The 20950-nt window shown below is 42.8% G+C and carries 15 protein-coding genes; 2 read left to right on the forward strand and 13 right to left on the reverse strand.

What is annotated here, in order from left to right:
- Positions 1-16: 16 nt before the first annotated feature.
- Genes IGK85_RS08760 through IGK85_RS08770 form a run of 3 tightly spaced genes read right to left on the reverse strand, consistent with a single transcriptional unit; the run spans position 17 to position 2204 of the window.
- A complete protein-coding gene (locus IGK85_RS08760) occupies positions 17-847 on the reverse strand; it encodes an RDD family protein (RefSeq protein WP_008382204.1) in 831 nt (276 codons plus the stop codon).
- Between the two features lie 2 nt (positions 848-849).
- Entirely contained in the window at positions 850-1881 is a 1032-nt protein-coding gene (sppA, locus tag IGK85_RS08765; RefSeq protein ID WP_008382202.1) for a signal peptide peptidase SppA, read from the reverse strand.
- Between the two features lie 32 nt (positions 1882-1913).
- Positions 1914-2204 carry a hypothetical protein gene (locus tag IGK85_RS08770; RefSeq protein ID WP_005235701.1) on the reverse strand — a complete coding sequence of 97 codons (291 nt, stop codon included), beginning with the start codon at positions 2202-2204 and terminating at the stop codon, positions 1914-1916.
- Positions 2205-2649: 445 nt separating this feature from the next.
- Here IGK85_RS08770 and glmS point away from each other — a divergent pair, with 445 nt between their 5' ends.
- The gene (gene glmS, locus IGK85_RS08775) at positions 2650-4461 is read left to right on the forward strand and encodes a glutamine--fructose-6-phosphate transaminase (isomerizing) (protein ID WP_008382201.1); all 1812 of its coding nucleotides are present in this window, start codon (positions 2650-2652) and stop codon (positions 4459-4461) included.
- 289 nt (positions 4462-4750) lie between these two features.
- On the opposite strand, the gene glmM is transcribed toward glmS, so the two are convergent.
- The 4 genes from glmM to nifJ form a co-directional block, all read right to left on the reverse strand.
- Positions 4751-6106, reverse strand: a complete 1356-nt coding sequence (gene glmM, locus IGK85_RS08780) for a phosphoglucosamine mutase (protein ID WP_008382200.1) — start codon at positions 6104-6106, stop codon at positions 4751-4753.
- Positions 6107-6145: 39 nt separating this feature from the next.
- Positions 6146-7237 (reverse strand): CdaR family protein, encoded by a 1092-nt coding sequence (locus IGK85_RS08785; protein WP_008382199.1) that lies wholly within the window; start codon positions 7235-7237, stop codon positions 6146-6148.
- A complete protein-coding gene (gene cdaA / locus IGK85_RS08790; RefSeq protein ID WP_005235688.1) occupies positions 7234-8115 on the reverse strand; it encodes a diadenylate cyclase CdaA in 882 nt (293 codons plus the stop codon). The genes IGK85_RS08785 and cdaA overlap by 4 nt, the downstream gene beginning before the upstream one ends.
- Positions 8116-8385: 270 nt before the next feature.
- The gene (gene nifJ, locus IGK85_RS08795) at positions 8386-12069 is read right to left on the reverse strand and encodes a pyruvate:ferredoxin (flavodoxin) oxidoreductase (RefSeq protein WP_008382196.1); all 3684 of its coding nucleotides are present in this window, start codon (positions 12067-12069) and stop codon (positions 8386-8388) included.
- Between the two features lie 227 nt (positions 12070-12296).
- Here nifJ and IGK85_RS08800 point away from each other — a divergent pair, with 227 nt between their 5' ends.
- Positions 12297-12812 carry a DsbA family protein gene (locus IGK85_RS08800; protein ID WP_005235682.1) on the forward strand — a complete coding sequence of 172 codons (516 nt, stop codon included), beginning with the start codon at positions 12297-12299 and terminating at the stop codon, positions 12810-12812.
- An 88-nt stretch (positions 12813-12900) separates the two neighbouring features.
- Here IGK85_RS08800 and whiA read toward each other — a convergent pair whose 3' ends face one another.
- From whiA to uvrA, 6 genes are all read right to left on the reverse strand, one after another.
- On the reverse strand, positions 12901-13836 hold the full coding sequence (gene whiA, locus IGK85_RS08805) for a DNA-binding protein WhiA (RefSeq protein ID WP_005235679.1): 936 nt from the start codon (positions 13834-13836) through the stop codon (positions 12901-12903).
- A gap of 18 nt (positions 13837-13854) precedes the next feature.
- Positions 13855-14856: a gluconeogenesis factor YvcK family protein gene (locus IGK85_RS08810; RefSeq protein WP_008382192.1), complete on the reverse strand. Its 1002-nt coding sequence runs from the start codon at positions 14854-14856 to the stop codon at positions 13855-13857.
- A complete protein-coding gene (gene rapZ / locus IGK85_RS08815; protein WP_005235675.1) occupies positions 14853-15743 on the reverse strand; it encodes an RNase adapter RapZ in 891 nt (296 codons plus the stop codon). Before rapZ ends, IGK85_RS08810 begins: the two co-directional genes overlap by 4 nt.
- Before the next feature lie 113 nt (positions 15744-15856).
- On the reverse strand, positions 15857-16567 hold the full coding sequence (locus IGK85_RS08820; RefSeq protein WP_008382191.1) for an amino acid racemase: 711 nt from the start codon (positions 16565-16567) through the stop codon (positions 15857-15859).
- Positions 16568-16570: 3 nt separating this feature from the next.
- Complete coding sequence (locus IGK85_RS08825; protein WP_035007337.1) at positions 16571-17824, reverse strand: carboxylate--amine ligase; 1254 nt, start codon at positions 17822-17824, stop codon at positions 16571-16573.
- A gap of 308 nt (positions 17825-18132) precedes the next feature.
- Positions 18133-20949 carry an excinuclease ABC subunit UvrA gene (gene uvrA / locus IGK85_RS08830; RefSeq protein ID WP_008382188.1) on the reverse strand — a complete coding sequence of 939 codons (2817 nt, stop codon included), beginning with the start codon at positions 20947-20949 and terminating at the stop codon, positions 18133-18135.
- Position 20950 lies beyond the last annotated feature (1 nt).

Raw genomic sequence — 20950 nt, forward strand, 5'->3', positions numbered from 1 at the left:
TTGCTTGATCTGCTAGTTAGTTTTGTGCACCAATCATTACGTGATTGGCATCCACCTGTTTATTAAAGGCCTTGATCAAATTGATGGTTACCACACTTGTTTCTGCAAAATAATCCGCAGCCTGCTGCTTATTTTTATTAAAGACGATTGGTAAATAACCGAGATAAAAGAAAACATTGAATTGCAGAACATAGCGCCCGCAAAGTTCGCGAATCAAGACCGTTTGCCAACTGAGTTCTTCTTCTACAAAAGAAATAACTCGGATGCCAAAGAGCATTTTCCCAATTGTTTGGCCATGATTCAGCTTCGTCATCAGAACAAAATAGCCCAGATAGATCGCTAAGGCACAGATGTTGTAAAGACCAAACCGCTGATTGGTTGCCGTTAGATTCGCTAGATTATAGATACTGCCGATCGTCATTTGCGTGATTGCCCGGATCACTAGAAGATCCACTAAAAAAGCAAACAAACGAATCCAAAAACCGGCAAAAAAGTAGCTAGGAAAGTCATTAAAGAACCGTTTGTCTTCGGTCTGTTTTTCAGGTTCTTCAAAATGCTGCCACGCTTTTTGTCTTTCTTCGATCTCACTTTGGTTATACTCTTCTTCTTGAAAAGACGTCAAGACTTGTTGATAAAAATCATCGGGATGGTTTACTTGTGCGTTCTTCATCGCTTTGCTGGCGTTTACTGGTTCGGCTGTTTCTGAAACCTGCGCTTCAGTTCGCACATCCGTATGACCGGTTGACGGTGTGGAGGTTTCGCGCTGTTCCCTTTGATCGATTGTTGTACTTGTGTGACTGTCATCCGTTGACGATGTGCCAGTGGAATACTTGTTTTTATCTGTCATAGTTATTCACCTCCATAATAATAAAGAGGTTTAGGGGCATCGCTTGTTCCTAAGCTTTCCATCAATTGGATCACTCGTTCTGTATTTGATTCTTTTAGTCCTTGCAGTTCGGCTAAACTTGAACCTAACCAAGTAGAAGCAAATCCAGTAGATGAAACGTCATAGCTGAAAATCTCTGCATCTTCCAAGCCTAGATCTGCTTGCATTGCTGCTAATGTATCTTCAGGAAAACCGATTTCATCCACTAAGCCAACAGACACTGCTTGCTGACCATCATAGATGCGGCCATCAGCGATCTTTCTAACGGCTTCTTCTGTCATGCCGCGTCCTTCAGCCACAATTTTAACGAACCGACCATAAGCATTGTCGACATAGGTCTGCAAGACTTCTTTATCGGCTTCTGTTGGCTCTCTCGTTGCTGAACCTACATCTTTTAGTGCACCACTTTTATACGTATTGTCTTCGATCCCTAGCTTTTCGAATAAGCCGGCATAGTTGAGCCCCGACATGATCACTCCGATCGAACCGGTAATCGTTTCATCCGTTGCGAAAATTTTATCAGCACCTGCCGAAATATAATAACCGCCACTGGCTGCCATGTTTTTCATACTGACATACATCGGAATCCCTAACTCTTTGATTTTTGCTAATTCACGAGCAATCTCGGCACTTTCATAGACGCCGCCTCCTGGGGTATTGACTTCCATCAAGATGCCCCCAATAGTTGGATCTTCTTGGATCATCCGTAGTTTTTCTAAAAATCGCTGATGATCATAAGATTCTGTTGTGAATAAGCCGCCACTGGAGCTGCTGGCGATCGTTCCTTCTAAAGATAAGCGAACAATGCGATTGTCTTGATCTCCGGCAACTAACGTTGTCTCTTCGATCGCATTACTTCCGTAGAACAAAGCATTTAAACCTTGCAGCGTTTGAGTTTCCTCTTGCTCTGGACGATTTGTGATTACTGAAAAAACCCCCGAGCAGATAAATAACCCTGCTGCGATCGCCGCTGCGATCCATCTTCTTTTATTCATTTTCCCACCTAACTTTTCACCTTTCCCATAATTTAGTATAGATTTTTGATGACGATCACTGCTTCTTCGTCTCCAACCGCATCAAATTTCTCGCTTTTTTCAGCTAAGACGTAGCCGCCAAAAAATTCCTTTGTTAGTTCATCCTGGACTTTGAATGTTTGCGCGGTTTCCACGGTGACTGATCCGGGTAAAATTTCTTGCAAGCTGTCCCAGCCCGTATCCAACATGACCTTTGTTTCATCTGTGACATTAGGATCTTTTTCTATCGCAGCTACTATTTTCTTTAGCTCTGAAAAAGTCATACAATTTACAAATTCTGGCATTTCATTCCCTCACTTTCTTACTTTTTTATTGTAGCGAACTTAAAAAAAAAAGCATAGCTTTATGAGGAAATTTCTTGGGAATCTTATTCGACAAAGCTATGTCAGCTATTTTGATTCCCTATAGACTGGTTCAAATCAACCTTACCAATAACTATACCAATTATTTTCATATAACTTACAGTTGACAGAAACAGGAATAAATATTATGATATTGCTTGTATTTCTATAAAATATTTCACAAGGAGGATAGATAGACCAATATGGATAGCGCCTGATCTGGAAACAGATGACGAGGAAAGAGTTTATCGAAACATTCGGCGGATGACTCTAGGGACTGCACTCTACAGGCAAGAACAAATCTCATCGTAAGATGATGACAAAGACTTGCTGCGCAGATAGAAATACATAATGCCAAACTAAATTTTTTGAAAGTAGGATTATCATTATGTGTGGAATTGTAGGAATCGTAGGAAAATCAAATGCAGAACGAATTATTTTAAACGGATTGGAACGCTTAGAGTATCGGGGCTATGACTCAGCAGGCCTTTATGTCGCTGATCGGACTTCGGATCATTTAGTGAAAGCCCAAGGAAGAATCAAAAACTTGGAAGAAAAAGTGACTTCTGAAGTAACAGGAACGATCGGTATCGGACATACCCGTTGGGCGACCCATGGCAAGCCATCAGAAATGAATGCTCATCCTCACACTTCGGCAAACCAAGCACTCGTTTTGGTTCATAATGGTGTGATCGAAAACTTTGAAGAGCTTCATCAAGAATATTTAAGCAACCACCAGTTTGAAGGTCAAACAGATACCGAAATCGTTGTTCATTTGATTGAAGTGTTGAAAGAGCAAGACAACAGCACGACCAAAGCGGCCTTTAAAAAAGCTTTGTCCTTGATTCGCGGCTCTTATGCCTTTGCTTTAGTAGAAAAAAAAGATCCAGAAACCATTTATGTTGCTAAAAATAAAAGTCCCTTATTGATCGGTTTGGGAGATGGATTTAATGTCATTTGCAGCGATGCCTTAGCAATGCTCGATCAAACGACTCATTTTGTTGAGATCGAAGATGGCGAAATGGTGACCGTAACAGCCGATGCGATCGAAATCGAAGATCCAAAAGGAAACCTTGTGTACCGTGAATCTTATGAAGCACAACTAGATCTGACTGACATCGAAAAAGGAACGTACCCTTACTACATGTTAAAAGAAATCGATGATCAACCAACCGTGATGCGCCGCTTGATCCAAGAATATCAAGGAGAATCCGGTGAAGTAGTAATCGATCCAGCGTTAAAAAACGAACTTTTAGCGAGCGATCGAATCTACATCATCGCATGTGGTACCAGTAATCATGCTGGTTGGGCAGCAAAATCCATTTTAGAAAAGCTAACACAGATCCCTGTTGAGGTTCACTTATCTAGTGAGTTTGGCTACAACATGCCATTGTTGTCAGCAAAACCCTTCTTCTTGTTCTTATCACAAAGTGGTGAAACGGCAGATAGCCGTCAAGTATTAGTGACGATCAACCAGTTAGGTCTTCCTAGTCTGACGATTACCAATGTTGCTGGTTCTACTCTTTCTCGAGAAGCGAACCATACCTTATTGCTTCATGCTGGTCCAGAAATCGCCGTTGCCTCTACAAAAGCATATACCGGACAGATCGCTGTCATGACCTTATTAGCAAAAGCCATTGGTGATGAAAAAGCTGTCCCTGAAGCATTGGATTTTGACGTGTTCCATGAACTAAGCATCGTTGCTTCTGCAATGGAGGCTTTAGTGGATGAAAAAGCTGTTATCAGTCAATTTGCTGAAGATTTTCTTTCCGAAACCCGTAATGCATTTTACATTGGTCGTGGGAATGATTACTATGTATCAATGGAAGCGGCATTGAAATTAAAAGAAATTTCTTATATCCAAGCGGAAGGCTTTGCGGCTGGTGAATTAAAACACGGCACCATCGCGTTGATCGAAGAAGGTACACCAGTGATCGGTGTGATCACGGAAGAAGTGACTGGCTCTCATACGCGAGGCAATTTGAAAGAAGTCGAATCTCGTGGGGCTCACACCCTTGTGATCGTTAGTCAAGAGTTAGCAAAAGCGACTGATCAAATCATTTTGCCAAATGTTCATCCATTGGTAACCAGCTTAGTGGCAGTCGTTCCAACACAGCTGCTGGCTTACTTCGCCACTTTACAACGCGGATTCGATGTTGATAAACCAAGAAACTTAGCAAAATCCGTTACCGTTGAATAGTTTTTAAAAAAACTGAAACCGAATTGGTTATCTTCTGTTTAATAAAAAGAACTCCTCGTTCGATGACTCGATCGTTCATAGGGGTTCTTTTTTCTTGTTTTATGCACAACAAATCCGAAAAGACTTTTAAAAGCAACTATACTTCGCAAGGCTTGCCCACGGCGTGTTCCCTTTTAAGCGTTGTCGACAAATTCGTTGACAAGTTTCTCTAGTTCGCAAGTTGGCTTCTTGCTGGTAAGTAGACAAAAAAGACGACCAAAGAATATCTTTGATCGTCTTACTTCTTCATTTATTCCGCACCGATTTCTTCTCGAACGACCGCTGCGATTTTTTCAACATAGTAATCGACTTTTTCAATGGTTGGTGCTTCTGCCATCACCCGAAGCAATGGTTCTGTTCCTGAAGGACGAACCAAGATCCGGCCTTCACCGTTCATTTCTGCTTCTGTCTCTTCCACGATTTTACGGATAGCTGGAACATCCATCGCACCATTTTTATCTGTCACTCGAATGTTGACAAGTTTTTGTGGATAGATCGTTACCTCTCCTGCTAATTCCGACAGTTTCTTGCCCGTTTGTTTCATGATATTCAATAGTTGAATTCCTGATAGTAAACCGTCACCTGTCGTATTGAAATCCAAGAAAATCATATGCCCTGATTGCTCGCCACCGAAATTATAATCGTTTTTACGCATTTCTTCTACGACATAACGGTCACCGACTTGTGTGATCACATCTTTCAGACCAATTGCTTCCACTGCTTTGTGGAACCCTAAATTGCTCATGACTGTTGTAACGATCGTTCCTTGGTTCAAGCGTTTTTGTTCTGCTAAATATTTTGCACAGATATACATGATCTTATCGCCATCAACGATATTTCCTAGTTCATCAACTGCGATGACCCGATCGCCATCTCCATCAAATGCAAGACCAGCATCGGCCCCTTTTTCAACGACGAATTCGGCTAATGTTTCGGGGTGAGTCGAACCAACACCATCATTGATGTTCAACCCATCTGGGGAAGTTCCCATTGTGAAGAATTCTGTTTCTAGATCGGCAAACAAACGATTGACGCTTGTAGCTGTTGCGCCATTTGCTGCATCGACACAAACCGTGATCCCTTCTAAATCGTCAGGAATCGTTTGACGTAGAAATTGAGAGTATTTCAATAACCCTTCTGGGAACTCATCCACCGTTCCTAAGCCATCGGCAGAAGGTCGAGGAAGTGTATCTTCCGGCGCATCAAGCAATGCTTCAATTTCAGCTTCTTGTTCATCGACTAATTTAAAGCCATCATTTCCGAAGAACTTGATCCCATTGTCTTGTGCAGGATTGTGAGAGGCAGAGATCATCACACCTGCGCTTGCTTTTTGTACTTTCGTCAAGTATGCCACTCCTGGTGTGGAAATAACGCCTAATTGAAATACCTCGATCCCAACGGATAACAAACCAGCAATCAATGCGCTTTCTAGCATTTGTCCAGAAATTCGTGTGTCTCGCCCAACCAATACGCGAGGACGACGGTCCCCGGTTTCATGTTGACTTAGTACATAGCCGCCGTAACGCCCCAATTTAAATGCTAACTCAGGTGTCAATTCCTTGTTAGCTTCTCCTCTAACACCATCAGTACCAAAATATTTTCCCATTTTAATAACCTCTCTTATTCATTCTCTACAGTCAAACGACTAAGAACTACTTGTCGTCGTGCTGCTTGCGGAATTCTCTGTTTGTTCGTTCGTCGTGTCGACTGTTGAAGAGTTGTCTTGAGAATTCTCACTATTCACTGCTTCATTGCTATCATTGTTTGATTGATTCTCCGTAGTAGCTTCTGCAACCGGTGTGATTTGGATCGTCACGACCGTTGGATTGATTGTTGTCCCTTCAGGCATTGGAATGGTTACTGTCCGTTCCGTCGTTGTCGTGATCTCACTAACGTCCACCGGCACACCGATCTGTTGGGTTTCATCCAAGATACTTTGTGGTCCTGTCAGAACGGCACTGATACTGCTCATGCGATAAATGTAATGGGAGATCCCGTCTGGAGTTGTCCCTTGTTGTGTAACAAACAATTCAATTTCTTTGCTTGGAGCCTCCATCACCAATGCAACATCTACCGAATCAGGATCCGCGATGATCGCTAATGGATTGTTGTCGCTATCCCAGGCTTCGATGGTTCCATTGACAGTGATCGAATCCCCAGTGATATCATCTGGATTTACGATCGCTACCACTCGGTCGATTTCAGCTAATGTTTGATCGCCAGTTGTGATTTCTACTTTCTGCGGATCGACACTCATTGAATCGACGCCGTAACCACTCGTTGCTCCGTCAGTGGAGATGACGGGTTCAACGGTAAACGTTTGGGTCACTTTTTTCTCGATCGTCACAGTGACTGTTTTTGGTTCGATTTCAGCTGTGACGCTTGAACTAAGATTTTTTACTTCTAAAGGGACCTCATGGGTTCCTTCATCGAGCCCAGTCAAATCAGCTACGACTCGAAAGCTCCGTGTTTCCTCACTACGTTCTGCATTCAATTGTACACGATTTCGACTAGATAAAGTCACATCCACTGTTGTTTCAAATCCTTGGATGAAATATTCATCCGTGTCGTAGGTGGTCTGAATCGGTACATTTTCGATCTCTTCCTCATAAGGATTTGATGTTCCCGCAAGATTGACTTGCAGGCTTGATCCGCTGGCGATGAAAAACAAAACCAGACTAAAGAACAGCGCTAGTATACCATAAAATACGTTTTGACGACGCTCTTTCTTGATCATTTTCTTCCTCCTTTGTTGACCCCTTCAAAGAAAGATTGCAGCAAGTTGCGTTTGCCAGGTTTTTCTTCCGGAACTAATTCGCGATTCAACACGTCGAGATACTCTTGGCGAGAAAGTTCAGTCAGCATGCGATTATTTAGCGTAATACTAACGTCGCCGGTTTCTTCTGAGACGATAATGGTCAATGCGTCACTGACTTCTGATATCCCAACAGCTGCTCTATGACGTGTCCCGAATTCTTTCGGAATCAGTGGACTTTCTGACAATGGCAAGTAGGCACTAGCAACAGCGATCTTATCATCTCTTAAAATGACTGCACCATCATGCAGCGGTGTATTAGGAATAAAAATATTGATCAGTAGTTCGCCCGTCACATCCGCATCTAAGGGAATCCCAGTTTCGATGTATTCTTCTAAACCAGTCGTCCGCTCGATCGTGATCAATGCACCGATCTTTCGTTTTGCCATATATTGAACAGCTTTGTCCAATGCTTGGACCAAAACTTCATCCCGCCGTTTTTCGTTTTTAGAAGTCTTGAAGAAGGAGCTGCGTCCAAGATGCTCTAGCCCCCGTCGAATTTCTGGTTGGAAAATAACAATTGCGGCGATCACCCCATAAGTAATGACTTGATCCATCAACCAAGATAGCGTCTTTAATCCTACGATACCAGCCAAAAACCTTAGAACAATGAACAGTCCGACTCCTTTGAACAACTGGATCGCTTTTGTCCCTCGCACAAGCTGGATAAGCTTATAAACCAAGTACCAAACAACGATCACATCTAAAACATTTACTAAAAAAGACCAAGAAAATATATCAAATGAGAGCAATTCTCTCCAATAATCTAAATTAAAAAAATCCCTGAAATTTATCAACATAAACAGCCTTCCTTTATTCTTAAGACTTCAGATAATAGTATAACATAGGACCTCTTCAAAGATTTGAAAAAAAACAAATTTATGAAAAAGTTTTGAAAAAATAAACAGCTCTTTTATTTAGTTTACCATTATCATGAAATCATTGTTTGTCAAAGGTCTTAGAAGATTTCATCTAAAAGAGCTTCTTGCACGCATTTCATAGGAAAAACAACAAACGACCCTGAAAAAACGTGATAAACCGTTTTTCCAGGGTCGTTCCTCAGCTAGTGATTATTCTTGCTGACGACGTTTCGCGCGCGCTGCACGCCGTGCTGCTCTTTCAGCGAGCTGTTCTTCGCTTAACGGCTGTTTTTCTCTTCGCACACGCTCCGTTTTTACTGCCATTGGTTGTTCTGTATCAGTACTTACATTTTTTTCAAGCTTTGCTCGAATTTTTTCTTCTTGACCTGCTAAGCGGGCATAGTTATAGAAACGAGTTTTCGCATCTGAAACGGTTTTTTCAAACAAGGCTTGCGCCGCATTGGGATTGGCAGACTGCAAGGAAGCAAATCGGACTTGGGTCTGCATAAAGGCAGGCATTTGATCAAATGCTGGCTTTTTGAAATCGAGCGTCATTGGCTGTTTCCCATTTTCTGCCAACAGCGGGTTATAGCGGTAGAGACTCCAATACCCTGATGCAACTGCTTCTTGCGCTTCTTTCAAGGATTGACGCATTCCGCCAGCAAGACCGTGAGTGATACATGGCGTATAGGCAATGATGATTGACGGTCCCGGGAACCGCTCGGCTTCTTCAAAGGCTTTGATCGTTTGCATTTGATTAGCACCAGATGCGATTTGTGCGACGTAGACATGTCCGTAGGTCATCGCCATCATTCCTAAATCTTTTTTGGAAACAAACTTGCCACTAGCAGCGAATTTAGCAATAGCCGAAGTTGGTGTCGCTTTGGAGACTTGCCCCCCCGTATTGGAATAAACTTCATTATCTAACACAAGAATATTGACATCTGCACCAGAAGCGAGAACATGATCGATACCGCCAAACCCAATATCATATGCCCAGCCATCGCCACCTATCATCCATTGGCTTGGCTTAACAAACAAATCTTTTTCCTGCAGGATTTTGTTCAGCTGAGGTGTCGTGGAAGCCTCAGCTTCTAAGGCGGCGATCAATTTTGCTGCTCGCTGCTGTGTCCCAGCACTTTCTTCTCGATGAAGGTCCCAATCATCAATCAAAGCCTGCAATTCTTCTGATACAGCGGCTTTCAATGACTGCAACTGGGCTGCTAATTTCTCCCGTCGGGTTTGGTTGGCTAAGAACATGCCATAGCCATATTCGGCATTGTCTTCAAACAGCGAGTTTGACCAAGCTGGACCCTGTCCTAAGTGATTGGTTGTATAAGGGGATACTGGTGAGGTTCCACCCCAAATCGAAGAGCAGCCGGTCGCATTGGCGATCATCATGCGATCACCAAACATTTGGGTCAGAAGTTTGACATAAGGGGTTTCCCCACAGCCCGCACAAGCACCAGAGAACTCCAATAAGGGCTTATTGAATTGGGAGCCCAAAACAGTTCCTGGTTTTGCTGGATTTTCCTTTTGGCGTAAAGTCATCGCAAAAGCCCAATTTAAAGCTTGCTCTTTTTGTTCTTCGTAAGGACGCATCGTCAAAGCTTTCCCTTTGGCGGGACATGCCTCCACACAAAGGCCGCAACCTGTACAATCTTCAACGGAAACTTGAATTCGATATTTTTGGCCGTTCGCTCCTCGCATCTCTCTGACGATAAAGCCTTCCGGTGCTTCGGTTAATTCATCTTCATCTGCCAAAAACGGGCGGATCGCCGCATGAGGACAGACGAAGGCACACTCATTGCACATGGTACAGCGATCTGATAGCCACTCAGGCACTTCAACAGCGATGCCCCGCTTCTCAACCGCTGTTGTCCCGACAGGGATCACCCCTTCAGTCATTTGGTTCCTTACGAGGGTGCCGACGGATAGTTGATTGCCTTCTTGACGGTTGATGGGTTCCACAATTTCCCGCACAAATTGTGTCATAGCAGTGGATGTCCTTTCCGGCACTTCGATTGTTGCCCACTCGCTTGGAACAGGGATTTCTTGTAATAATTCGATGGTGCGATCAATGGCTGCTTGGTTCTTTTCAACGATCGCCATCGATTTGTGCCGATAACTTTTCAGCGCCTCTTCTTTTAAAATCGGCAAGATTTCCTCGGTCGGAATGATGTTTGCCAAGTAAAAGAAGGCTGTTTCCATCGCGGTATTGATCCGCCCACCTAAGCCAACTTCCATTGCCAACTGCATGGCGTTGATGGTATAAAAACGGATCTCGTTTTCAGCAAGATAACGTTTCATCTTCTTCGGTAGATTATTTAAAATTTGCTCTTGTGACCAGGTCGTATTTAATAAAAAGGTTCCGCCTTTTTTGAGTCCTTTCAGCAAATCATACGTATGCAAATACGCAGGCGTATGACATGCAACGAAATCCGCGTGTTCGATCAGATAGGTAGAACGAATGGGGGTATCCCCAAATCGCAGATGGGAAACCGTTAGACCACCAGATTTTTTCGAATCATAGTGAAAATAGCCTTGCACATATTTTTCGGTATGGTCACCGATGATTTTGATTGCTGACTTATTCGCCCCAACGGTCCCATCAGAGCCGAATCCCCAGAATTTCGCTTGGAAGGTGGATGGATCAGTTAGATCTAGCGTGCCTTTTGATGGCAACGACAATTGTGTCACATCATCCGTGATCCCAATGGTGAAGCGTTTCTTTTGGCTCGCTTTTGGCTTAATCAATTCGTCATAAACGGCAACGATTTGATCAGGCGTCACATCTTTTGACCCAAGACCATAGCGTCCACCAATGATCGTCGGCCGAATCGCTGCATCATACATGGCACTTTGCACATCCAAAAGCAAAGACTCTCCGTTGGCACCAGGTTCTTTGCTGCGATCCAATACAGCGATACTTTTGACGGTAGCAGGCAGTTTTTCTAAGAAAACTTCTAATGGGAATGGTCGATACAGATGGATCGACAAGACTCCCACCTTGCGTCCAGAAGCGCACAAATGATCCACCGTTTGCTGGATCGTTTGCGTCGAGGACCCCATCGAAACGATAACTTCTTCGGCGTCCGCAGCACCATAATAATCCACTAAATCATAGTTGGTTCCTCTTAAAGCATTGATTTTCTTCATGTAAAAACGAACGATCTCAGGCAATGTTTGATAGTGCTGATTGATCGTTTCCCGCTGTTGAAAATGGATATCAGGATTTTGATTCGTCCCACTCGTTGTTGGGTGATTCGGATTCATCGCTTTTTGACGAAAAGCAGCCAACTTTTCATGATTAACCAGTTGTGCGAGTTCTTCATAGTCCAGCACCTCGATTTTTTGAATCTCGTGACTGGTTCGGAAACCATCAAAAAAGTTTAAAAATGGAATGTTGGCTTCAATTGCTGCTAAATGAGCGACTGGCGCTAAATCCATTACTTCTTGAACACTGCTTTCCGCTAGCATAGCAAAGCCTGTTTGTCGAGTGGCCATTACGTCGGTATGATCTCCGAAAATATTCAAGGCATTGGTTGTTACTGCTCGGCTGGCGACATGAAAGACGCCTGGCAGCATTTCCCCAGCAATCTTGTACATATTTGGTACCATTAACAAAAGTCCCTGAGATGCCGTATAGGTCGTCGTTAAGGCGCCGGTTTTTAATGAGCCGTGAACCACACCCGCCGCCCCTGCTTCAGATTGCATTTCAACCACTTTCACCGGCTGCCCAAAAAGATTATGCTTTCCCTGAGCAGACCACTGATCCACTAATTCAGCCATGGTTGAACTAGGGGTTATCGGATAGATCGCCGCAAGTTCCGTAAAGGCATAGGAAATATAGGCAGCTGCCGTATTGCCATCCATTGTTTTTCTTTTTCTCATCTATATAACTTCCTTTAATCATCATTTTGCACAATAAAACACAATTCATTATAGCTGAAAATTAAGGAATATAAAAGCACCGGCTGGGTAATTTTCTTTATTTCGTGAAACGAAATACATAGTATTTAGCTAATTTCCCTCCTCATTTCACAGACTCGGATCAAAAGACCTGAGGCTTTTCTTTCAGTAGAAACTTCGGTAAACTAAAAGAAAAAGGAGGAATCTTAATGGATATTTCAATCATCAAAGCACAAGAAACAAATGCGGTAACAGGGATACATATCGGAGACCCTTCCGCTAAACCGATCGTCGAATTTATGAATTTGCGTTGTCCTTATTGTCGGCAATGGTTTGAGGAATCGTTACCGACCTTAAGTGAAGCTGTCACAGCTGGGAAACTACGCCGTGTCATCAAATTATTCGACAAAGAAAAAGAATCATTGCAACGAGGCAATGTGATGCATCGGTTTGTTTCCAGTACAGATCCTCAGGCAACGATCGCTGAGATTACAAAAATTTATCAAACACAAGACGAATGGGGTCATTTATCTTTAAATGAAGTGGCAGAATATGCGAAAAATACCTTAGGGCTATCTGAACAAAATCATCCTGCGATCGCCGGAGAAATTGTGGAAGAAGCGAAAAACGCCAACATTCAATTTGTGCCAACGATTATCTTAGATGGGCACATTTTTGATGAATCGATCACTGCTGAGGAATTAACTGCATTGATCAATGAGTAACCACAAATAAAAGAGCAGGAGCAGATTTGACGCGAACATCCACGTCAAATCTGCTCCTGCTCTTTTGATTCATTTTTATTCCATTCGACTAGCTGACTTGTTCACGAAGATGATCGGCAAATTCGTTGATTTTTCGAATGCGATGATTGATCCCTGATTTCGAGATCGCTCCTGATGGAATCATTTCTCCTAGCTCTTTCAAGCTGACCTCGGGATGTTCCAAACGTAATTCGGCGATTTCTTGCAGCTTTTCAGGTAGAGCTTGCAAGCCAACTCGATCTTGAATAAACTCGATATTGTCGATCTGCTTCGAAGCAGCATCGATCGTTTTGTTCATATTGGCGGTTTCACAATTCACCAAACGGTTGACTGAGTTACGCATGTCTCGCACGATCCGCACGTCCTCGAATTTCAACATGGAATTGGTGGCACCGATCAGTGTCAAAAAATCAGCGATTTTCTCAGCGCCTTTCAAGTAAGAAATATACCCATTTCTACGTTCTAATGCACGGGCATTCAAACCATATGCGTTTAGCATATCGCAAATATCTTGGTTATGCTCCTCGTAGATGGAATAAATCTCTAAGTGATAGCGGCTAGTTTCTGGATTGTTGATCGATCCTGATGCCATGAAAGCCCCTCGTAAATAGGAACGCATTTTTTGAGTATTGCCCATGATCTCATCAGAAACATGGCTTTGAAACATCAGCCCGTCCATGATATCTAAGTCCAAAAGCACGCGCTTTGTCTCTTGCTTCAAACGAACGATGTAGACGTTGTTCTTTTTTAATTTCATTTTGCGACGGACCAGCAACTCGCTGCGCACGTCGTAATGATCTTTTAGTAAAGAGTAGATGCGTCTGGCAATCGCCGCGTTTTCTGTTTGAACGTTTAAAACAAATTGCTGGTTGTTGATACTTAATGACCCATTCATCCGAATCAAAGCTGCCAGTTCTGCTTTGGCATGTTCGCGATGAACTTCTAATGCAGTCAATTCTTTTTTTACTTCTGCTGCAAAGGACATAAAAAAATCCCTCCTTTCTTAGATTTTGGCCCCGTAAACGATACGTAGAAGTTCTTCAATCACTTTATCTCCGTCATGAAAAACTCCGCCATCTCTAAGCTCCAGAAAGTCAGCTGAAATGACACGGCTGGCTTCTTCTCGCAGTCCTTGGAAATCGTGTTTCACTTGTACAAGATATTCATCATAAATCTCTGGGTCCATATATCCTTCTGGAACTTTCTCGGTGTTGACTAACACCGTATCAATAAAGGGTTTGCCTAAATGCTTATGCAAGACTCTCACATGGTCGGCATCACTAAAGTGTTCGGTTTCACCTTTTTGGGTCATGATATTACAAATATAAACCGTTTCAGCTTGTGTTTCCAACATTGCTTGGCCGATCTCGCTGATCATGAGATTGGGCAAAATACTAGTAAAGAGACTACCAGGACCCAAGACGATCATATCTGCCTCCATAATTGATGAAACAACTTTACGAGCTGCTTTCGGCTCATCATTATTTTCTTGATTACGAACAAAGACCCGTTCAATCGTTTTGCGATCAACCGCGATTTTGGACTCTCCTACCGCTTCGGTGCCGTCTTTAAAAACAGCGTGCAACACCAATGGCAGATCTGAGGAAGGATATACTCGTCCATCGATATGCATGATTTTCGACAAAATTTGAATGGCTTCATACGTACTGCTACGCATTTCAGCAATCGCCGCAATAATCAAGTTCCCAAGGGCATGATTGGCTAAAAATTTGTCTTCCGCTTTAAAACGGTATTGAAAAATATCATTATACAATTGCGGCATATCAGATAGAGCCGCCAGAACATTGCGCAGATCCCCCGGTGGTGAAATAGAGGAAACCAAATTGCGGATCTCGCCGCTGCTACCGCCATCATCAGCGACCGTAACGATCGCTGTGATGTCGACACCTTGATTCCGCAAGCTCTTCAGGATGACTGGTAACCCAGTTCCGCCACCTACCACAACGATCTTCGGCTTTCTGATCCGGTACGTTTTCATTTTCATGAACGATTCACCGTCTCTTTGCGCTTATCTTTGTCGCGATGAGTAATATTGACGCGATAGTCTTCTGCCAAAACCGCACCGATGCGCTCCGATAATGCAACCGAACGGTGTTGACCCCCAGTACAGCCGATAGCCACCGTCAAGCTGCTTTTACCTTCCTTGACATAGCCTGGCATGATCGTTTGCAACAGTGTACTAAATTGCTGATAGAATTCTTCCGTTTCTGGAAAAGACATGACGTAATCATACACGGGTTCATCTTTACCCGTTAAAGGACGCAACTCTGGAATGTAATGGGGATTCGGTAAGAAACGAACATCCATCACGATATCAGCATCGATCGGCAAGCCATACTTGAAGCCAAACGAAAGTATTTCAATACGAAACCCTGTCTCATGAGAAGCACGAAATTCTTGATTGATTTTTTCTCTCAGTTGCCGTGGGGTCAACGTCGTTGTGTCGATAACAATACTGGCACGCGTCTTCAAATCGTTTAAGATCGCTCGCTCTTTGCGAATGCCTTCCGTAACTAAGCCATCCATCGCTAATGGATGTGCTCTTCTCGTTTCCTTGTATCTTGACACCAATTCATTGTCCGATGCATCTAAAAAGAGCATCCGTGTGTCGATAAAATTCGTGTTTTCAATATCGATCAACATACTTTGGATTTCTTCAAAAAACGATCTTGAACGCAGATCGACAACTAAGGCAATTTTTGTCACTTTTCCTGATTCTTTGATCAGTTCCCAAAATTTAGGGATCAAGCTTGGGGGCATATTGTCGATACAAAAGTACCCCATATCTTCAAAACTCTGGATAGCGACCGTTTTGCCGGCTCCGCTCATCCCAGTAATAATGACCAATTCTAAATGATCCACTTCAGTCATAGGTAAAACTCCTTTCTGAAACAACTCTATTATATCATGCCGGGCGTATCATTGGAACACCGGCATAAAAAAAGACGTTAGCTCAAAAAATGCCGCTAACGTCGCTATCAGCTTTAGATTGCTTGGCGATTTGCCAATGCTTTTTCGATCGTCCGATCAACTAAAATCGATTGGGCATCGACGACTGGATACGGATTATCAGTCACAAATTCATCCATCAAGGACAACTCGGTACATCCAAGCACTACGCTTTCACAGCCGATACGTTCGGTGACTTCTTCCAGTATCTCAAAGTAAAGTTCTTGATCCAAGTGATCATTTTCTTTGATTCGATCATAGATCAATGTATTGACCTTTTTTTGGATCGTCGGCTCTGGAAGATAGACGTCAAGTCCCAACTGGCGCAATTCTTTCTCATAGATGCCGGCTTTGACACTGCCTTCTGTCCCTAGAAAGGCCACTTTCCCAGTGACGCCTTTTTCTAAAACGACTTTCGCTGCCTCACGAGGCATATGCAAAATCTCGATCTCAGTAGCAGCTTGCAACTCATCAAAAAAATAATGCGCTGTGTTACAAGTCAACACAATAAAATTAGGCTTTAACAAATTTTGTTTTTCGATGTCGTCCATTAAATATGGAACAGGGTTTTCTAACGTGTTGTCTAAAATATATGCCGTCCGATCTGGGACTGTGGCATGATTGAATAAAACATAGTTCAAGTAATCTTGGTCTTTATGGGTCTGTGTCCGTCGGTTTAAAATACGGACAAAACTTTCCGTCGCTAACGTTCCCATGCCACCTAAAATACTAAAAAAATTCTCCATCTTCTAGCCTTCTTTCGTATGGAAATACGTTTTGAATCGTTTGTTGTATAGATGGAACATTCTCTTTAATAGAATCCAACGCTTCAGCGATAAGTCTTCTTTATAAAAGACGGTCGTTCCCCAGCGATTGTCTGCTAATAATTTTTTTGCTCGTTCTTTCGCAGGATTTTCTTTTGCGTAAGTCAAGAAGATGTTTTTTGGTACACCTAGCCATAATTTCGCCTCCGGCGCGTCAGCTTTGCCATAAACCGTTTCTGTGTAAGGTTTTTCGAAGACTAAATCTTCAGTGATAAACTTTGCCAAATTCAATCCGCTTAAGGTAATAAAGAAACTGCTTCTTCCTTGACGCAAGTTGATTTCAAATAATTTATATTGCCCGTCGCGCGCATCATATTTCAAGTCAAAATTGGCAAATCCAACATACTCGATCTCTTTTAAAAACTTACGAATCATTTGATAGATTTGATCATTTTCATCTGGAATGATCACGACATAATTCCCAACAGCGCCAGGGGTTGGGTCTTCTAGTAAAGGATGACCTAAGCCCATCACACGAACTTCGTGATTCTCATCAACATAGGCATTTAAAACCCGCATGTTGCTGTCGTCGCCAGGAATAAAATCTTGGACGATCATTTCATATTGATAACCCGCTTGGTAAATGCGAGAAACGATTTCTTCAAATTCTGTTCGATTATCAATAATAAAGGCTTTTTTGCGTCCTTCAAAATCAACTGACAGCCACGCGACACTATTTGCTGGTTTCAAAGCCACAGGAAAATCAAAAGGCAGCTCTCCTTTGAACGTTCCTTCCGTCAACAGTTCAGGCGTTAAAATGAAGGTCTTAGGATAAGGCAAGCCATATTCCTCGCAGACTTCGTAAAAGCTTACTTTGTTGATCAACCGTTTTAGTAAAGAATAATCGTTAGCGATAAAGGTATAATAGGGCTTCAATTCTTCTTTATGCTTCGCTAACAGTTCCGCATAACCATCGCCGCAAGGAATCAACAAATATTTCATCGCAGGATCGTTGTAAGTATTTTTTCCTAACTTGATCAACGTTTCAGTGAATCCGGGATCATGGTCAAAACCTTCCACTTGATTGATTTTTACAATTTTACTAAAGCGGGTTGGCGCAAGTTCGGCGCCTGCATAGGCAACTGATTGAATACCATATGCTTCGTGGAACGCTCTGGCCATACCATAAACATTCATATCGCTTCCTAATAATATGGGAAGAAAATTTTCCTGACTCATCAAAAATCACTCTCTCTTTTGAATACGAAAAACGACCTCTCTCGTTTCGTTTAATTACAATAGCATTATAATACCACAAAGAAAAAAGCAATCAAAGTATCTATCTTTGATTGCTTTCTCCCACTTTGAACGGATAGAACTTATAGGCAGTTTATTCAATGCGAATATACGTATACCTATTGCTATTCTAACAAATAAAATTTTGATTTCAAGCCCTTATCATGAAATTTGCAGATATTTCACGCTTCCTTAAACTTTAGCGAAACCTATTGACAGACAAGTGAAAAAGTGAGTGCTTTTTCATCTGCTTAAAGGACTTTTTTCAAATAATGACCGGTGTAGCTGTCTGAAACCGCAGCAATTTCTTCTGGTGTACCAGTTGCAATGATCATCCCACCGCCTTCGCCACCTTCTGGACCTAGGTCAATCACATGGTCCGCTGATTTGATGACATCCAAGTTGTGTTCGATCACTAAAACGGTGTTGCCAGCGTCGACAAATCGTTCCAAAACTTTCAACAAACGGGCAATATCATCCGTATGCAGACCAGTCGTCGGTTCATCTAAGATATAAAAACTCTTGCCATTGGAATTTTTGTGCAGTTCACTGGCAAGCTTCATCCGTTGCGCTTCCCCACCAGACAAAGTAGTCGCTGGTTGTCCCATAGTGACATAACCTAAACCGACATCGACGATCGTTTGCAATTTTCGATGGATTTTGGGAATATGTTGGAAAAATTCCACTGCATCTTCCACGGTCATATCTAAGATTTCCGAAATATTTTTTCCTTTGTAATGAACTTCTAACGTTTCTGAGTTATAACGTTTGCCATGACAAACCTCACAAGGTACGTAGACATCAGGTAAGAAGTGCATCTCGATCTTGATGATTCCGTCCCCTTTACATGCTTCACAGCGTCCACCTTTTACATTAAAACTAAAGCGGCCTTTTTTATAACCACGGACTTTCGCCTCATTGGTTTTAGCAAATAAATCACGAATGTCATCAAAGACACTGGTATACGTTGCCGGATTGCTTCGAGGTGTCCGACCAATCGGGCTCTGATCGATATCGATCAATTTCTCAATAGCTTCATAACCAGTAATGGTTTTAAAGCGGCCAGGTTTGTTCGAATTCCGATTGATTTTTTGCGCCAAGGCTTTTTTCAAAATTTCATTGACTAATGTTGATTTACCAGAGCCAGAGACCCCTGTAACTGCGACGAACTTTCCTAATGGAAAATCGACCGAAATGTTTTTCAAGTTATTCTCAGAGGCACCGGACACACGAATCTTTTCACCATTGCCTTTGCGGCGTTCCGTCGGTGTTGGGATTTCTCGTTTTCCAGATAAGTATTGACCTGTTAAAGAAGACTCATTGGCAGCGACTTCATCGGGAGTGCCTGCAGCGACGATCTCGCCACCTGCATGTCCTGCACCCGGACCGACATCGATCAAGTAGTCTGCTGCCCGCATCGTGTCTTCGTCATGCTCGACGACAATCAGGGTATTCCCGAGATCACGCATTTTCCGCAATGAATCTAGCAAGCGATCATTGTCTCGTTGGTGAAGACCGATCGATGGCTCATCAAGAATGTAAAGCACCCCAGACAAATTGGAGCCGATTTGTGTTGCCAAGCGAATTCGTTGCGCTTCCCCACCAGAGAGTGTGCCTGACGCACGACTCAAGGTCAAATAGTCCAATCCGACATTTTTTAAGAAGCTTAAACGATCATCGACTTCTTTCACGATCGGACGTGCAATCATTTGCTCTTGTTCCGTTAGTTTCAATTCTTCGACAAAGTTCAAGGCATTGTTGATCGCCAACTCACTCATTTCACCAATATGCTTCCCATTGACTTGCACGCACAGCGCTTGAGGGTTCAAGCGATAGCCATGACAGGTTTTACAAGTCAACTCTGTCATATACAAACGCATTTGATCACGGGTAAAATCAGAGTTGGTTTCATGATAACGGCGTTTGATATTTGGTAAGATCCCTTCAAAAGCGACCTCAACATCACGCACCCCACCAAAATCATTCTCATAATGGAAATGGAACATCTCCCCATTCGAACCATTCAAGATAATATCTCTGTGTTCTTCTGGCAATTCTTCAAATGGTGTGTCCATATCGATATTGAATTCTTGACAGGCTTGTTCCAGCATTTGCGGATAATATTGTGAACTGATTGGATTCCATGGCAATAGTGCGCCTTCACGCAACGTTTTGCTTTGATCGGGAATCACTAAGTCGACATCGACTTCTAGCTTCACGCCAAGACCATCACAGTCTGGACAAGCACCAAAAGGCGCGTTGAATGAAAAGAGTCGTGGTTCTAATTCTCCAACCGTAAAACCGCAATAAGGACAAGAATAATGTTCACTGAAGAGCATTTCTTTTTGGCCGATCACATCGACTACCGCGTAGCCGTCCGCTAACCGTAATGCCGCTTCAAAAGAATCAAACAGGCGTGAACGTATGCCTTCCTTCACAACAATCCGGTCGATGATGATGGCAATATCGTGCTTTTTATTTTTTTCTAATTCAGGCGCTTCAGAAACATCATAGACTTCACCGTCTACGCGCATCCTTACATAGCCTTCTCTTTGGATACGTTCGAAGACTTTTTTGTGCTGCCCTTTCTTTTGGTAAACGATCGGTGCCAACAATTGGATCTTGGTGCGTTCTGGTAATGCCAAAACTTCATCCACCATCTGCTCAACCGACTGACTAGTGATCTCGATGTGATCATTTGGACAAATCGGGTGACCGATTCTAGCGTAAAGAAGCCGCAGATAATCATTGATTTCAGTAACCGTCCCTACTGTTGATCGCGGGTTCTTGCTGGTGGTTTTTTGATCGATAGAAATCGCTGGACTAAGTCCATCAATGCTATCTACGTCTGGTTTATCCATTTGACCTAAAAACTGACGGGCATACGCCGATAGACTTTCTACATATCGGCGTTGTCCTTCGGCATACAACGTATCAAAAGCTAAGGAACTTTTCCCTGAACCCGAAAGACCAGTAACAACAACGAGTTGGTCTCTGGGAATCGTCACATCGATATTTTTTAAATTATGGGCCCGTGCCCCATGGATCACGATTTTATCATTTGCCATA

Origin of the sequence: Enterococcus sp. AZ015, assembly GCF_050499225.1 — a bacterium.
GTDB lineage: Bacteria > Bacillota > Bacilli > Lactobacillales > Enterococcaceae > Enterococcus_D > Enterococcus_D entomosocium.

What these genes read in the sequence shown, in the direction of transcription:
- IGK85_RS08760 (WP_008382204.1), bottom strand. Translation starts at nt 847, where the DNA reads ATGACAGATAAAAACAAGTATTCCACTGGCACATCGTCAACGGATGAC.
- sppA (WP_008382202.1), bottom strand. Translation starts at nt 1,881, where the DNA reads ATGAATAAAAGAAGATGGATCGCAGCGGCGATCGCAGCAGGGTTATTT.
- IGK85_RS08770 (WP_005235701.1), bottom strand. Translation starts at nt 2,204, where the DNA reads ATGCCAGAATTTGTAAATTGTATGACTTTTTCAGAGCTAAAGAAAATA.
- glmS (WP_008382201.1), top strand. Translation starts at nt 2,650, where the DNA reads ATGTGTGGAATTGTAGGAATCGTAGGAAAATCAAATGCAGAACGAATT.
- glmM (WP_008382200.1), bottom strand. Translation starts at nt 6,106, where the DNA reads ATGGGAAAATATTTTGGTACTGATGGTGTTAGAGGAGAAGCTAACAAG.
- IGK85_RS08785 (WP_008382199.1), bottom strand. Translation starts at nt 7,237, where the DNA reads ATGATCAAGAAAGAGCGTCGTCAAAACGTATTTTATGGTATACTAGCG.
- cdaA (WP_005235688.1), bottom strand. Translation starts at nt 8,115, where the DNA reads ATGTTGATAAATTTCAGGGATTTTTTTAATTTAGATTATTGGAGAGAA.
- nifJ (WP_008382196.1), bottom strand. Translation starts at nt 12,069, where the DNA reads ATGAGAAAAAGAAAAACAATGGATGGCAATACGGCAGCTGCCTATATT.
- IGK85_RS08800 (WP_005235682.1), top strand. Translation starts at nt 12,297, where the DNA reads ATGGATATTTCAATCATCAAAGCACAAGAAACAAATGCGGTAACAGGG.
- whiA (WP_005235679.1), bottom strand. Translation starts at nt 13,836, where the DNA reads ATGTCCTTTGCAGCAGAAGTAAAAAAAGAATTGACTGCATTAGAAGTT.
- IGK85_RS08810 (WP_008382192.1), bottom strand. Translation starts at nt 14,856, where the DNA reads ATGAAAATGAAAACGTACCGGATCAGAAAGCCGAAGATCGTTGTGGTA.
- rapZ (WP_005235675.1), bottom strand. Translation starts at nt 15,743, where the DNA reads ATGACTGAAGTGGATCATTTAGAATTGGTCATTATTACTGGGATGAGC.
- IGK85_RS08820 (WP_008382191.1), bottom strand. Translation starts at nt 16,567, where the DNA reads ATGGAGAATTTTTTTAGTATTTTAGGTGGCATGGGAACGTTAGCGACG.
- IGK85_RS08825 (WP_035007337.1), bottom strand. Translation starts at nt 17,824, where the DNA reads ATGAGTCAGGAAAATTTTCTTCCCATATTATTAGGAAGCGATATGAAT.
- uvrA (WP_008382188.1), bottom strand. Translation starts at nt 20,949, where the DNA reads ATGGCAAATGATAAAATCGTGATCCATGGGGCACGGGCCCATAATTTA.